General features: G+C 72.6%; 12 protein-coding genes. 4 read left to right on the top strand and 8 right to left on the bottom strand.

The annotated features are described in order from the left end of the window. The 3 genes from AOK15_RS27320 to xylB all read right to left on the bottom strand — a co-directional run. The coding region (locus AOK15_RS27320) for an N-acetylmuramoyl-L-alanine amidase (protein ID WP_055521022.1) at positions 1–539 on the bottom strand (539 nt) is incomplete at its 3' end. A gap of 267 nt (positions 540–806) precedes the next feature. After that, the gene (locus AOK15_RS27315) at positions 807–2015 is read right to left on the bottom strand and encodes an ROK family transcriptional regulator (RefSeq protein WP_055521020.1); all 1209 of its coding nucleotides are present in this window, start codon (positions 2013–2015) and stop codon (positions 807–809) included. Positions 2016–2106: 91 nt separating this feature from the next. Continuing rightward, positions 2107–3552, bottom strand: coding sequence for a xylulokinase (gene xylB / locus AOK15_RS27310; protein ID WP_055521019.1), 1446 nt, complete (start codon positions 3550–3552; stop codon positions 2107–2109). 146 nt (positions 3553–3698) lie between these two features. On the opposite strand from xylB, the gene xylA reads away from it, so the two are divergent. After that, positions 3699–4865 carry a xylose isomerase gene (gene xylA / locus AOK15_RS27305; protein ID WP_055521018.1) on the top strand — a complete coding sequence of 389 codons (1167 nt, stop codon included), beginning with the start codon at positions 3699–3701 and terminating at the stop codon, positions 4863–4865. A gap of 160 nt (positions 4866–5025) precedes the next feature. Here xylA and AOK15_RS27300 read toward each other — a convergent pair whose 3' ends face one another. Together AOK15_RS27300 and AOK15_RS27295 are read right to left on the bottom strand one after the other, a co-directional pair. Then, positions 5026–6297, bottom strand: coding sequence for a hypothetical protein (locus tag AOK15_RS27300; protein ID WP_055521017.1), 1272 nt, complete (start codon positions 6295–6297; stop codon positions 5026–5028). Then, the gene (locus AOK15_RS27295) at positions 6294–9215 is read right to left on the bottom strand and encodes a DEAD/DEAH box helicase (protein WP_055521016.1); all 2922 of its coding nucleotides are present in this window, start codon (positions 9213–9215) and stop codon (positions 6294–6296) included. The genes AOK15_RS27300 and AOK15_RS27295 overlap by 4 nt, the downstream gene beginning before the upstream one ends. A 262-nt stretch (positions 9216–9477) precedes the next feature. Between AOK15_RS27295 and AOK15_RS27290 the strand changes: the two genes are divergently transcribed. Further along, complete coding sequence (locus tag AOK15_RS27290) at positions 9478–9666, top strand: hypothetical protein (RefSeq protein ID WP_055521015.1); 189 nt, start codon at positions 9478–9480, stop codon at positions 9664–9666. Positions 9667–9726: 60 nt separating this feature from the next. Here AOK15_RS27290 and AOK15_RS27285 read toward each other — a convergent pair whose 3' ends face one another. The 3 genes from AOK15_RS27285 to AOK15_RS27275 all read right to left on the bottom strand — a co-directional run bounded on the left by AOK15_RS27285 (position 9727) and on the right by AOK15_RS27275 (position 11767). Further along, a complete protein-coding gene (locus tag AOK15_RS27285; RefSeq protein WP_055521014.1) occupies positions 9727–10572 on the bottom strand; it encodes a hypothetical protein in 846 nt (281 codons plus the stop codon). 136 nt (positions 10573–10708) lie between these two features. Then, entirely contained in the window at positions 10709–11005 is a 297-nt protein-coding gene (locus tag AOK15_RS27280; RefSeq protein WP_055521013.1) for a hypothetical protein, read from the bottom strand. 162 nt (positions 11006–11167) lie between these two features. Beyond that, the gene (locus tag AOK15_RS27275; RefSeq protein WP_055521021.1) at positions 11168–11767 is read right to left on the bottom strand and encodes a class I SAM-dependent methyltransferase; all 600 of its coding nucleotides are present in this window, start codon (positions 11765–11767) and stop codon (positions 11168–11170) included. Between the two features lie 152 nt (positions 11768–11919). On the opposite strand from AOK15_RS27275, the gene AOK15_RS27270 reads away from it, so the two are divergent. Next, entirely contained in the window at positions 11920–12696 is a 777-nt protein-coding gene (locus AOK15_RS27270) for an MHYT domain-containing protein (protein ID WP_055521012.1), read from the top strand. Between the two features lie 54 nt (positions 12697–12750). Beyond that, on the top strand, positions 12751–14191 hold a 1441-nt coding region (locus AOK15_RS27265), incomplete at its 3' end, for a nitrate- and nitrite sensing domain-containing protein (RefSeq protein WP_205632236.1).

Raw genomic sequence — 14191 nt, 5'->3', positions numbered from 1 at the left:
TGGTCGGTGCCCGGCACCTCGTGGTGGCCGATGATGTGGTCGCGGTCCTTGGGGATGCCGTACCTGTCGCAGACCTCCGAGGCGAGGGCCGCCGACTGCTCGTACATGGCACCGGTGAAGTACTCGGGGCGCTCGACCCAGCCCTCGTGCTCGATGCCGATGCTGCGTGCGTTGTAGTCCCAGTTGCCCGCGTGCCAGGCGATGTCCCGCTCACGGACGCACTGGGTGACTCTGCCGTCGGCCGATCGCAGGACATAGTGCGCGGAGACTTGCTTCGCCGGGTTCCAGAAGACGGGCATCGTGTTCTTGTAGGTCGTCTGCGTCACATGAATGATCACCAGGTCGACGAGGTGGCTCGTCGGGCGGTCCGCCGCCGTGTAGTTGGCTTCGCTCGCCGGCTCCCACAGGGCGAACGCGTGGTCCACGGGCGCTGGGTGGGCATCCGCGCGGGGACTCGGGAGCAACGCGTAGGGGATCGCGGCGAAAGCGGTGCCTTTCAGCAGCCGCCGCCTGCTCGGCAACGCTTCGGCTCGCTCCATGGGGTCTGCCTTTCAGAGGGGGCTGAATCCGAACTGCGGGGGAGGGGCGCCCGTGTGTGAGACGCATCCGCAGGTCGAACGGCTGCGCCTCGCGTGATTCACGGTACGGCGATCAGCCGATACGCCGTCGAGGCGTGGGCAGAACAGTGGAAAAGCGAGCCATTGTGGACAACTCCGCCACCTTCAGGGGTGAGATGGTCGTGACAGCCCGGGAGCAGAGGAGCGATGCGACGCGCAGCGCCGGGCCGTGGACGCGATTTCTGCGGGTTACGCCCGCACCCCGGCCGTCGCCGGGTCGTCGAGGACCGCACGAACCACCGAATGGGCCGCGCCCAGCAACGGTCCCTCGGAGCCGAGGCGCGACACCGTCACGGCGCACGCGGGCCCCGCTGTCCGCCGGGCCAGCTCGCGTTCCAGTGACGGGACGAGCCAGGGTGCGAGCGCCGCCAGGGCACCACCCAGGACCACCGTCTCCGGGTCCAGCAGATTGACCGCGCCGGTCAGCGCGATACCCAGCGCGGTACCGGCGCCGCGCAGCGCCCGGCGTACCTCCTGGTCCCCGGCGGCGGCCCGCTCGGCGAGCAGTTCCACCCGGTCCTCGCCAGGCTCCAGCCCGGCCGCGCGCAGCACGGCCTCCTCGCCGGCGTACTGCTCGAGACAGCCGCGTCCCCCGCACGCGCACTGGGGGCCCTCCGGCCGTACGGGGACGTGGCCCAGCTCGCCCGCGAAGCCGCGGGTGCCCCGCAGCAGCCGACCGTCCACGACCACCGCGCCACCGATACCGATCTCCGCGGAGACATGCAGGAAGTCGCGCGGCGTCGCAGCGCCGAGCCAGAGTTCGGCGAGGCCGCCGAAGTTGGCCTCGTTGTCGACGGTCAGAGACAGACCGTCGGGGAGCAGTGCGCCGAGGTCCGTGTCGTGCCAGTCGAGGTTGGGTGCACGGACCACGGTGCGGGCGTCCCGCGCCACCAGGCCGGGCACGGCGACCGCGAGCCCCGCCGCCCACAGGCCCTCCTCCTCGGCCTCGGCGACGACCTGCCGTACGAGCGCCGTCAGCTCGTCGATCACCGGCTCGGGGGAGCGGCCGCGGTTGGTTCCGTGCCGCACCGCACGCGCGCGTACCGCGCCGCGCAGGTCCACCGCGCACACCGCGAGATGGTCGACGCCGATCTCCGCGCCGATTCCGGCGGGACCGCGTCCGCTGAGAGCGAGCGCCGAACCGGGACGGCCGACCCGGCCGGGACGCTCCGGACCCAGTTCCTCCAGGAGCCCCGCCCGGATCAGCTCGTCCACCAGCGTCGACACAGCCGCCCGGGTGAGGCCGATGTGTGACGCCACCGCCGCACGGGAGAGCGGACCCTCGGCGTTGACGGTGTGCATGACCCGGGAGAGGTTGCGGCGGCGCATGCCCTGCTGGGTGTCGGGCAGGCGGCGGCCGGGACTGCTCGGGTGCGCCTCGTGCAGTGGTGCGGTCATACCTCCCCCGGTTCCCTCGGAGTGTCTGGGCTGGTGCCCCTCAGATCATGCCGGAAGCGTATCTCCCCACTTCAGGCGCCCCTTGCCCCGGTCAGCGGCCGCCAGGCTCGCGCTCCAGCAGCGGCGCCGCGTCGGAGAGTACCCCGGAGATCCTGGACAGGGTCTCCTCGTCCCGCTCCACCGCCTCCAGCACCGGCCCGCGCGTGGTGTCCCAGCGGCGGGCGACCGCGGCCGGGTCCTCGCCGGTGAGCAGCCCCGCGGCCTGCGCGGCCGCGCCCAGCGCGACCAGTTCCTTGGCCTCCGGGACCTGCACCGCACGCCCGGACAGTCGTCGCACGGTCTGCTGCCACGCCGTGCCCCGCGCGCCGCCGCCGATCAGCAGCAGCGGAGCCTGAGGGTCCGCGTCCGCGTCGAGCACCAGGTCGAGGGCACCGAGCAGCGAGTGCACCGCACCGTCGTACGCGGCCTGGAGGAGCTGTCCGGCGGTCGTATCGTGCCGCAACCCGTGCAGGAGACCGGAGGCGTGGGGGAGGGCCGGGGTGCGTTCGCCGTCCAGGTAGGGCAGAAGGGTGACGCTCGTGCCGGGCTCCACGGCCTCGCGGTCCAGGCCCAGCAGCGCGGCGACGCGGTCGACGGCCTGGGTGCAGTTCAGGGTGCACGCCAGCGGCAGCCAGTCCCCGTGGGCGTCGGCGAAGCCCGCCACCGTGCCGGTCGGGTCGGCCGGGCGGTGCTTCGACACGGCGTACACCGTGCCGGACGTGCCGAGGCTCAGCACCGGTGTGCCGGGTCGCAGGCCGAGGCCCAGCGCAGCGGCCGCGTTGTCCCCGGTGCCCGGGGCGACGAGGGTGCCCTTCGCGAACGGCAGGTCGTGGGCGTCCCGCACAGTGCCGGAGACCTCGCCGGGCCGGACCACACGGGGCAGCAAGGCCGGGTCCAGGCCCACATGGGCGAGGACCTCCTCGTCGTACGCCTCCGTCCCGGAAGCCCACCAGCCGGTGCCGGAGGCGTCACCGCGGTCCGTCGTGCCCTGTCCCGTGAGGCGCTCGGTCAGATAGTCGTGCGGCAGCCGGACGGCGGCGGTGGCGCGGACCGCCTCGGGCTCGTTCTCGGCGAGCCAGGCCCACTTCGTGACGGTGAAGGACGTGCCGGGGACGCTTCCGGTGCGCTCGGCCCAGGCCTTCGGGCCACCCAGCTCCGCCACCAGCCGGCGCACCTGCGGCGCGGAACGCACGTCGTTCCACAACAGCGCCGGGCGCACCGGATCGCCCTGGGCGTCGAGCGTGACCAGGCCGTGCTGCTGACCGCCGATCGACACCGCCGCGGCCTCACGGGCGGGCTCACCGCACTCACGCAACGCCTCGCACAGCGCGTCCCACCACTGCCGCGGGTCGCTCTCCCGGCCCGCGCCGGACGACACGGTGTGCGGGGCCTGCCCGCTCGCCACCACCCGTCCGGTCGACGCGTCGACGACCAGGGCCTTGGTGGACTGTGTGGACGAGTCCACACCGACGACGAGTGGACCCTCGGCTGCTGACATCGGGCTCTCCCTCTCACGCGGGCTCGTGACTGCCGCCGACGCGGCTGACGCGTCCGACGGGCGACATCTTGTCTTCCCACGGACGCGTCCGCATACTAATTTGTAAATCGCCATGACGAAATAGTCGGAGCGCAAGGAGCCGCGGCATGAACTACCAGCCCACCCCCGAGGACAGGTTCACCTTCGGCCTGTGGACCGTCGGCTGGCAGGGAAGGGACCCGTTCGGCGACGCCACCCGGCGTGCCCTCGACCCTGTCGAGACGGTGCAGCGTCTGGCCGAACTGGGTGCCTACGGTGTGACCTTCCACGACGACGACCTGATCCCCTTCGGGTCCTCGGACAGCGAGCGCGAGGAGCACATCAAGCGCTTCCGCGCTGCCCTGGACACCACCGGCATGACGGTGCCGATGGCCACCACCAACCTGTTCACGCACCCCGTCTTCAAGGACGGTGCCTTCACCGCCAATGATCGGGACGTCCGCCGCTACGCGCTGCGCAAGACGATCCGCAACATCGACCTGGCGGTCGAGCTCGGCGCCAAGATCTACGTCGCCTGGGGCGGCCGCGAGGGCGCCGAGTCCGGTGCCGCCAAGGACGTGCGCGCGGCGCTCGACCGTATGAAGGAGGCCTTCGACCTTCTGGGCGAGTACGTCACCTCCCAGGGCTACGACCTGAAGTTCGCCATCGAGCCCAAGCCGAACGAGCCGCGCGGCGACATCCTGCTCCCCACGGTCGGTCACGCCCTGGCCTTCATCGAGCGCCTGGAGCGCCCGGAGCTGTACGGCGTGAACCCCGAGGTCGGCCACGAGCAGATGGCCGGGCTGAACTTCCCGCACGGCATCGCGCAGGCCCTGTGGGCGGGCAAGCTCTTCCACATCGACCTCAACGGCCAGTCCGGCATCAAGTACGACCAGGACCTGCGCTTCGGCGCCGGCGACCTGCGCTCGGCCTTCTGGCTGGTCGACCTCCTGGAGAGCGCCGGTTACGCGGGCCCGAAGCACTTCGACTTCAAGCCGCCGCGCACCGAGGACTTCGACGGGGTGTGGGCGTCGGCCGCGGGCTGCATGCGCAACTACCTCATCCTGAAGGAGCGCGCCACCGCCTTCCGCGCCGACCCGCAGGTCCAGGAGGCCCTGCGCGCGGCCCGCCTGGACCAGCTGGCCCAGCCGACCGCCGCCGACGGTCTCCAGGCGCTGCTCGCGGACGCCACCGCGTTCGAGAACTTCGACGCGGAGGCCGCCGCGGCCCGCGGCATGGCCTTCGAGCAGCTCGACCAGCTCGCGATGGACCACCTGCTGGGTGCCCGCGGCTGATCACACGCGCGTGAAGAAGGCCCCGCCGCTCGCAGCGGCGGCGGGCCTCCCGCCGTTCCGGGCGGCGGGTCGGCCCGCCACCCGGGACGGCGGGTCCCGTGCCGAGGCCCGCGGACGTCGCCGACACGTTCACGCCTCGGTGGCACGCTCGATCACACGCTCACGCCTCGGTATCGACCGAAGCCAGTGCCGTCGCCGGATCGTGGGCGGCCGGGCCCGCCGGCGCCCAGCGGCCCCGCTCCTTGCGGTAAGGCCACCAGCGCCCGTCCCGCCCGAGGCGCAGCTGGGCGGAGCCGCCGACCACGGTCCAGCGGTTGTGGGCGGGGCGCAGCCGTGGCCGTTCGTCGTCGTCCCAGGCCGCTTCCAGGGCGGCACACGCGCGTGCGAGCGATTCCGCCGGGACGGGCCACTCCTCGTCGAGGACGGCGAGCCCGGCCGCGCCGCCGTACCGCCAGGCGCGGACCGCGAGCGCCAGCCCTTCCCGGCCACGCCCGGAGCCCTCCGCGAGCCGCGCCTCGACGCTCGGATCCGGGTCGTCGGCGGCCAGGCGCACCGCGTCCTGATCCGGCGTGGGTTCCGCCTCCACGGCCTGCTGATCATGTCCGTCCCGCAGGGCCTCGGCCAGCAGTCTGTGGGCTTCCCGGGCCGTCCGCGCCGCCAGGAACTCCAGCGCGTTCGGGTCGACACCGAGCCCTGGCGGCACCTCGGTGTCGAGGGACGGCGGAAGACCGGGCTCCGCGGGCAGCCCGGGCGGCTGCGGGAGCGGAGGCAGGATGTCGCAGGCCGCGTACGTCTCGGCGGCGTCCAGGCCGCTCCGGGGGCTCTCCCGTGGGCTCCCCTCCTCGGACGCGGGGGCGGAACTACGGACCTGGAGTTCGTCCAGCAGCGCCCGCTCGGCGCGGCCCCGCATCAGCAGCAGGACGAACGGATCCTGGTCCAGCAGTCGCGCCACCTGATAGCAGAGCGCCGCGGTGTGCCCACAGTGGTCCCAGCCACCGCAGTCGCACTCCGCCTCCAGATCTCCGAGGCCGGGCAGCAGGTCGACCCCGGCCGTCGCCGCGTCCTCGACGAGATGCGGCGGCATCTCACGGTCGAGCAGGGCGGCGATGTGCCCCGCCCGCTCCGCGGCCATCCCGAGGAAACGGTCCCAGTGCTCCTCGGACAGTTCCTGGAGCAGGACGTCGGCGCGATGAGTCGTGCCGTCGCGGTCCTGGACCACGGCGGTGACCCGTCCGGGGCGCACCGCCACGGCGCCCACGGCTCCCACGCGCGCGAGTCTGCGCCCCTCCTTGAGCTGCCTGGAGTCCAGCGCAGCGTCCTCCAGCGCCTTCAGCCATGCACGGCCCCACCACGTCTGCGCGAATCCACGCCCGTGCACCGGCGCGAGCGCGTCGAACGTGCGTTCCTCGTGCTGCCCGCTGCGTTCCGTCATCGTGCGTCCCCTCGGAGTTCCACCAGGTCCGCCAGTTCGGCGTCGGACAGCTCGGTGAGGGCCGTGTCGCCGGAACCGAGCACCGCCTCGGCCAACGCACGCTTGCGTATCAGCATGTCCGCGACGCGGTCCTCGATCGTTCCCTCCGTGATCAGCCGATGCACCTGCACCGGCCGCGTCTGGCCGATGCGGTACGCCCGGTCGGTCGCCTGGGCCTCGACGGCCGGGTTCCACCAGCGGTCGTAGTGCACGACGTGCTCGGCGCGCGTCAGGTTCAGACCGGTACCGGCGGCCTTCAGCGACAGCAGGAAAACGGGAACTCCTCCCTCCTGGAAGCTCTCGACCATCGCCTCGCGCTCCGGGATCGGTGTGCCCCCGTGCAGGAACCGCGTCGGCACGCCACGCGCCGCGAGATGGCGCTCCAGGAGCCGCGCCATCCCCACGTACTGCGTGAACACCAGAACGCTCGCCCCCTCGGAGAGGATGGTGTCCAGCAGTTCGTCCAGCAGCTCCAACTTCCCCGACCTGCCGGTGATCCGGGGCCGCTCCTCCTTGAGGAACTGCGCCGGGTGATTGCAGATCTGCTTGAGCCCGGTGAGCAGCTTCACGATCAGCCCGCGCCGTTCCATCCCGTCGGCCCGGTCGATCTCCGCCATCGTCTCGCGGACCAATGCCTCGTACAGGCCCATCTGTTCCCTGGTCAGCGACACGGCGCGGTCCGTCTCGGTCTTCGGCGGCAGTTCCGGGGCGATGCCCGGATCCGACTTGCGGCGCCGCAGCAGGAACGGCCGCACGAGGCGAGCGAGCCGCTCCGCGGCGGCGGGGTCCCGGCTGCCCTCGACGGCCTGCGCGTACCGGGTGCGGAAGGCGCCGAGCCTGCCGAGCAGCCCCGGGGTCGTCCAGTCGAGGATCGCCCACAACTCGGACAGATTGTTCTCCACCGGAGTGCCCGTGAGCGCCACACGCGCACGTGCCCCGATGGTGCGCAGCTCCTTCGCCGTGGCCGAGTACGGGTTCTTCACGTGCTGCGCCTCGTCCGCGACGACCATGCCCCAGGGGACGTCGACGTCGCGGAGCCGAGGCGCGTCGAGCCGCATCGTGCCGTACGTGGTGAGGACGAACTCTCCGTCCGTCAGCCCGTCCAGGGTGCGCCGGGTGCCGTGGAAGCGGCGCACCGGAACGCCGGGCGCGAACTTCTCGATCTCGCGCTGCCAGTTGCCCATCAATGAGGCCGGGCAGACCACGAGGGTGGGGCCGGCGGAGGAGGCGTCGGACTGCCGGTGCAGATGCAGGGCGATCAGTGTGATCGTCTTGCCGAGCCCCATGTCGTCCGCGAGGCAGCCGCCCAGCCCCAGAGACGTCATCCGGGCCAGCCAGCCGAGGCCCCGCAGCTGGTAGTCGCGCAGGGTCGCGGCGAGCCCCGGCGGCTGCCCGACCGGTACCTCCCCCTCGGGGTCCGACAGCCGCTCCCGCAGAGTGGCCAGCCAGCCAGTGGGCCGCACGTCGACCATCCGGCCGTCGATCTCGGTGGAGCCCGTCAGGGCGGCGCCGAGCGCGTCGACCGGGGACACCTTGTGGTCCCGCCGAGCGCGGGCGCGGCGGATCTCCTCCGGGTCGACGAGGACCCATTGGTCGCGCAGGCGCACCATCGGGCGGTTCGCCTCCGCGAGCGCGTCCAGCTCCTCGCGGGTCAGCCGCTGGTCTCCCAGGGAGAACCGCCAGTCGAAGGCGAGCAGCGCGTCGGCCGACAGGAACGACGGACTGCCGGAGGCGAACCCGCCGGAACCGGTCGTGGTGGAGCGGGTCGTAGTGGGGCTGCCCGTACCGGCAGTCTGGTCGTCGTCCAGTTCGTCGTCCAGTTCGCCGTCCGGCGGACCGATGACCGCGCGGGCGGTCAACGTGCGTGCCAGCTCCTTGGGCCAGTGCACGTCGATGCCCGTGGCGGCCAGTGTCCGGGCTCCCTCGCCCATGAGGTCGGTGACCTCCTCGTCGGCGAGATCCAACGCGTCCGGTACGGCGGCAGAGAGCAGCGGGGTGAGCGGGGCCCAGGCGCGAGCCGCGCGGCGCAGTGCGAGCAGGGCGTCCATCCGCGCGCGCGGGCCGAACGCCTCGGCGCCGGCCCACACGGCGGAGGCGTCCGAGACCAGCGCCGGGTCGCTGACGCTGTGCACCTGGAGGACGGCCCGGAACGACAACCGGGTCTCGTCCGCGTCGGCCGAGACCAGTCCGGGGACCTCCACGCGCAGCGACAGGTGGACCCCGGCGTCGTGACCGGCGGCGACATCGGCGGCCCAGGCGCGCTGCTCGGGCACCGACTGCGGCTCCCGCGCCGCGAAGGCAGGGCCACCTGCCGCGAGAGCTGCCGCGGGGGAGCGGGGCAGCGAGTCGGCGACCGCGTCGAGGAACGCGCGCAGCAGTCGCTCGGGGTCCGGCAGACGCAGTGGTGAGGTGTGGTCGACGGGCACGGCGTGAGCTTCCGGCGGCATCCCCGCCGCCAGCTCGCGGACCCGCTCCAGGTCCTCCGCCCGCAGTGGGCCGATCCGCCACGCGTCATGGCCCGCGGCGGTCACACCGGGCAACAGAAGCCCGCGCGCGACGAGTTGCAGGGCCAGGAGGGCGGCGGTACCCCAGAAGACGGCCGACCGGTCGGCGTCCGCAGCCGCACGCGCGCGTGTGAGCACCGGCAGGGCGGCGCTCATCGGGAGCGACACGACGGGAACCGTCACCAGCTCGACACCCGTCCCGCCGGGCAGGACGACCGTCGACTCCCCGGCCGAGCCCACCGCGACGGGCGGCGGTGCCGTGCCGTCGGGGTGCCGGAAGACGAAACGGCCGGTCCGGGCCGGGTCGTCGGCCACGAAGGCGGCGTGACAGCGGGCCAGCTCGGAGACATCGGCAGAGGACGCCGCGAGGTTCATCGGCACAGAGATGCTGAACTCCTCAAATTTGACTACTGCACTCGGAGTCGCCGAGGGTACCTCACTTCAAACGTCCCGACAGCGTGATCCGAGGTGACACCCGTCACGGAGTGAGGATGCTGTCGAGAAAAGTCGAAGGCGTCTCAGGGTTGCGCCGGGGGCGGAGTCAGGGTTGCGTCAGGGTCGTGGTCCGGAACTGCGGGGAGCAGGTGCCCGTTTTCAGGACAGGGAGCGGCAGTGGGCCGCGAAGGAGGCGACGGATATGTCGAAGAGCACGAAGATCGTCGCGGGGGGTGCGGCAATCGGGATCGTCCTGCTGTTCCTGTTGCCGTTCCCCTTCTGGGCCAATCTCCTGATAGTCCTGGGGATCCCCACGGCCGCGTACCTGACACTCGACCCCTCGCAGCGACGCAGGCTGCGCCGGGTCGGTCGCAAGGAGCTGGGACGCTGAGATGTCACCGGCCCGAGGCCGGGCCGGTGACACGCGGCAGAGTCGGGGGCGAGCCGGCGCTCAGTTGGGGCGTACCGCGATCTTGTCGAGTGACTCCAGGAGGCCGGGCAGTTCCTCGCCACGCCCCACCGGGAGCACTTCCCCCGGTTCGTCGTCGAGCAGGACGAAGGCGATGTCGTCGGTCCTGGCGACCATCGACCACCCGGGGCCGTCGGCGCGGAGGGTCCGGGCGTCGCCCGGCGCGAACGACGAGCGCACACGTCCGAGGGGCGGCGGCGACTCGACGTAGGCGCGTGCCTCGGCGAGGACTCGGCGGATGCCCGAGCGGACGCCGCCCTCGTCGCGGCCGGACTCGGCGGCGTCTGCGGCTGCTGCCGCGCTCGCGCCGTTCTGTCCGGTGAAGGCGGAATCGTCGATCTGGTCCCGCCAGGTGCTCCACTGAAGCGCGATCTCATCGGCGCCCAGGCGTCGCTGCGCGGGCCCCCAGACCGTGGTGTCCGGCGGGCTCAGCGGCGGCAGGTCGGAGACCTCCGGGTCCGGGTCGTGCGGAGCCGGCACACCCGGAGCGGCCACGGCCACCGCGAGGGGCCAGCCGGGCAGCGCGGCCACCACGGAGTCCTCGTCGGGCGACAGGTCGTACTCCATGCCGCAGTCCCACGAGGCGATGGCCACGGCGACCAGCGACACGTCGTCCACCACGACCGTCCACCGGGCGCCGTCGCCGTCCTGGCCCAGGACGATCCCGTAACCGTCGGCGAGCGGGGCGAGACCGAGCGCCGCGCAGGCCTCGGGGTAGTCGTTGCCCAGCACGCTGGGGAAGTTCGCGGGCGTGAGCAGCACCGCCGTCAGCACATACAGTGCGTCGTCGTCCCCGGCGGCGACGGCGTCATCGTCCGTCCCGGCCATGCCGGCCTCCCATTGCTCTCGCTCGTCCGTCGGCGCACCCTAATGCGCCCGGCGGGCCCTTGTCACGGGAGTGAAACCCACGCAGAGCTGCGGTTCCGGCCGGACAGGGGCGAATCGACCGGTGCTTCTCGCCCCTTCAGGCGGCGGGCAGCCCCAGAAGCGACCGTGCCACCGTCTGCGGCGACTCGTCCCGCTCGCGTGCCAGCGCTATGACCGCACGACACGCCAGCTCGCTCACCCCGAACGACAGCGCCTCGGGCGACACCCAGGTCACGGTCTCGTCGATCCGGTCCTGGTCGTCGTCGGCACACGCCGAGATGTAGGCGGCCGCCGCCTCGAACAGGTTGTGCGTGCGCTTCTCCCCTTGTGATGCCGCCTCGGTGCGCGTCGAGTCGAGCAGTCTGTCGAAGGACTTGCGGAGCCTGTCGAACATAAGGGCTACCTTCCCCCATCTCGGTATTCACATACCGTTCACGTGTTCCTACTCAACGTAGCGACGGAGGCGCGGCGACAGAAGAGGGTCCATCCCTGGGACCGGGGGCGAGCGGCGAGGTCGCGGCCTGGGGAATGTGCTGGTCAGGGGGTGTGCCGCGGGTCAATCGGTGCGTACGGCGAGCGCGAGGAATCGGCTGTCCTCGTCGACGTACGACGTCATGCGCCAGCCCGAACCGGCCAGCAGTGGGCCGAGGTTGGCCTCCGCGCGGAGGTCGGCAGGGGTGATCTGCCGGCCCTGGCGTGCCGCGAGCGCGGCCCTGCCGATCGGGTGGAAGAGCGCCAACGTCCCGCCAGGCCGGACCACCCGCGCGAGCTCCCGGAGATTCCCCGCCGGATCCGCGAGGTGCGCGATGAGCCCTGCGGCGAACACCGCGTCCAGGGACTCCGTGCGCAGCGGCAGTGCCGCCACGTCCGCGAGCAGCAGCTGCCCGTCGAGGTGCCGCCCGGCCTGTACGGCGGCCTCCAGCATCGCCGGGGTCAGATCCGCCCCTAGAACCACACCGGAGGGGCCCACGGCCGTCCGTAGCGGCGTCAGGGCCCGTCCCGTGCCGCAGCCCGCGTCGAGCACATGGTCACCCGGTCGCAGGCCGAGGTCGGTGACGGCGGCGGCATAGGCGGGTCCGTCGTCGGGGAACCGGGCGTCCCAGTCGGCGGCCCGTACCGTGAAGAACTCCTGGACATGTGTGTGGTCGTCGCTCATGCTCCGCATGATCCCCCACCGTCGGCTGAGCGGACACGGTGTGCATGTTCGAGCGTGAGGCGATCGTTCCGACGCATATATGCGCCACCTTCCACCACTTTTCGAAATGCGCTCCCTTCGTGCACCTGTGCTCCCACTAGCGTCCCGGAGCCATGGGACACCTGGACCACGCCACCTTCGGCTGGCTGACCCCCGTGCTGTCGTACGTGATGGCCTGCATGGGCGCGGCACTCGGACTGCGTTGCACCGTCCGCGCGCTGGGTGCGACCGGCCGCGCCCGCCGCAACTGGCTCGTCACCGCGGCGTCCGCGATCGGCACCGGCATCTGGACCATGCACTTCGTGGCCATGCTCGGCTTCGGTGTGAGCGGCACCGAACTCCGCTACGACGTGCCGTTGACCATCCTCAGCCTGCTCGTCGCCATGGCCGTCGTCTGCGGCGGAGTTTTCGCCGTGGGCTACAGCCGCAACCGCGGACGGGCGCTTCTTCTCGGCGGACTCACCACCGGACTGGGCGTCGCCAGCATGCACTACCTGGGCATGGCGGCGGTACGGATGCACGGCCAGGTGACATACGACCCGGCCCTGGTCGCGCTCTCCGTGGTGATCGCCGTCGTCGCGGCCACCGCCGCCCTGTGGGCGGCGCTCAACATCAGGTCGCCCCTCGCGGTCACCGTCGCCTCGCTGGTCATGGGCGGCGCGGTGAGCAGCATGCACTACACCGCCATGTGGGCGGTGCGCGTGGAGGTCGCTCCCTCCGGCGAGGGCCTGCCCGGGGCCACGGCGATGCAGTTCATCTTCCCCCTCGCCGTCGGCCTCGGGTCCTATCTCTTCCTCACCTCGGCGTTCGTCGCGCTGTCGCCGACGGCCGGGGAACGCGAGGCCTCCGCGTCGGCCCAACAGCCCGTCGGGAGCGCCGCCGCCCATTAGCAGCGCACCTCGGCGGCACGAAGGCACACCCAGACCACTCCGAGCGAGGAGGCCATGCGTACACCCGGCAGGACCTCGACCACCGGCGCCGAGACGCCGCCCCGGCCCGCCGCGCGCGGACGCCGCGCCCACGCGGGGCCACCGGCCGACGAGGGTTTCGCACCCGACGAGACCGGCGCTCCCACGACCGGCCCACCCAGACGCGCCGGCCGCCCGCACATACGCCCCCGCACCGTCCGAGCCAAGATCATCTGCCTGCTGATGGTGCCCGTCGTCTCCCTGCTCGCCCTGTGGGCGTACGCCACCGTCACCACCGCCCAGGACGTCGCACGGCTGCGGCAGCTCCAGCGCGTCGACGCCTCCGTGCGTGCCCCGGTCGCCGACGCGGTCGCCGCACTCCAGGCCGAGCGTGCCGCCGCCGTGCGGTACACCACGAGGCCCTCCGACGCGCACGGGAGCGACCTGGAGGCGCTCTCCCGCGCCTCCGATCGTGCGGTGGCCCGACTGCGTCTGGGCGGCCGGCACACCGTCGCCGACGGCATCGACCTGCCCGCCGGGGTCGCCGAGCGGCTCGCGGCCTTCGTCTCCGGTGCCGAGCAGCTGCGCCCGCTGCGCGCGTCGGTGCTGGACCGTCGTACCGGCTGGGCGGAGACGTACCAGAGGTACACCACGACCATCTCCACGGCCTTCAGCGTGGGCGGTGCACTCAGTGGCATCCAGGACGCGGAAACGGGCTCCGACGCGCGCGTGCTGCTCGAGTTCTCCCGCGCGGCCGAGGCCCTCGCCCAAGAGGACGCGCTGCTGGCCGGCGCACGGCTCTCCGGCACCCTCGACGGCGAACGACTGCGTCTGTTCAGTGGCGCCGTCGGTACCCGCCGCACGCTGACCGAAGCCGCTGCCGCCGACCTCCGTGGCTCCGAACGGGCGGCTTGGGTCGAACTCGCCGAGGGCGACGACTACACCGACCTGAGCGCCGTCGAGGACAAGGTGCTCGCGAGCCGTCCCGGCAGCAAGGCGCTCACCGCAGCACCGGTGAACGTCTGGGAGTCGGCCCACACGCGCGTGCGGGACGGGATGCGGACGATCGAGACCGATGCAGGACGCGACGTCGCCGAGCGGGCCGACCCGTTCACGCGCGCCCTGCTCACCCCGGCCGGTGCCGCGGTGCTCCTCGGTCTCGCCGCCGTCGCCGCGTCGCTCGTGATCTCCGTACGCATCGGGCGCGGACTCGTCGTTGAGCTGGTGAGTCTGCGCAACGGAGCCCTGGAGATCGCCCGCCGCAAACTGCCCCACGCCATGCGGAAGCTGCGGGCCGGAGAGGAGATCGACATCGAGGCCGAGGCCCCGCCCGGGCCCGCCGCGGAGGACGAGACCGGCCAGGTCGCCGAGGCCCTGCGCATCGTCCACCGGGCCGCCCTGCGCGCGGCGGTCGAACGCGCCGAACTGGCCGGCGGCATCTCCGGGGTGTTCGTCAACCTCGCCCGCCGCAGCCAGG

The sequence above is a fragment of the Streptomyces ossamyceticus genome (assembly GCF_001418475.1).
Lineage (GTDB): Bacteria > Actinomycetota > Actinomycetes > Streptomycetales > Streptomycetaceae > Streptomyces > Streptomyces ossamyceticus.
This window is presented reverse-complemented; position numbering and strand designations above follow the sequence as displayed.

Excerpts from the sequence above, each read along its gene's own strand:
- AOK15_RS27315 (WP_055521020.1), bottom strand. The coding sequence starts at position 2,015 with ATGACCGCACCACTGCACGAGGCGCACCCGAGCAGTCCCGGCCGCCGC.
- xylB (WP_055521019.1), bottom strand. The coding sequence starts at position 3,552 with ATGTCAGCAGCCGAGGGTCCACTCGTCGTCGGTGTGGACTCGTCCACA.
- xylA (WP_055521018.1), top strand. The coding sequence starts at position 3,699 with ATGAACTACCAGCCCACCCCCGAGGACAGGTTCACCTTCGGCCTGTGG.
- AOK15_RS27300 (WP_055521017.1), bottom strand. The coding sequence starts at position 6,297 with ATGACGGAACGCAGCGGGCAGCACGAGGAACGCACGTTCGACGCGCTC.
- AOK15_RS27295 (WP_055521016.1), bottom strand. The coding sequence starts at position 9,215 with ATGAACCTCGCGGCGTCCTCTGCCGATGTCTCCGAGCTGGCCCGCTGT.
- AOK15_RS27290 (WP_055521015.1), top strand. The coding sequence starts at position 9,478 with ATGTCGAAGAGCACGAAGATCGTCGCGGGGGGTGCGGCAATCGGGATC.
- AOK15_RS27285 (WP_055521014.1), bottom strand. The coding sequence starts at position 10,572 with ATGGCCGGGACGGACGATGACGCCGTCGCCGCCGGGGACGACGACGCA.
- AOK15_RS27280 (WP_055521013.1), bottom strand. The coding sequence starts at position 11,005 with ATGTTCGACAGGCTCCGCAAGTCCTTCGACAGACTGCTCGACTCGACG.
- AOK15_RS27275 (WP_055521021.1), bottom strand. The coding sequence starts at position 11,767 with ATGAGCGACGACCACACACATGTCCAGGAGTTCTTCACGGTACGGGCC.
- AOK15_RS27270 (WP_055521012.1), top strand. The coding sequence starts at position 11,920 with ATGGGACACCTGGACCACGCCACCTTCGGCTGGCTGACCCCCGTGCTG.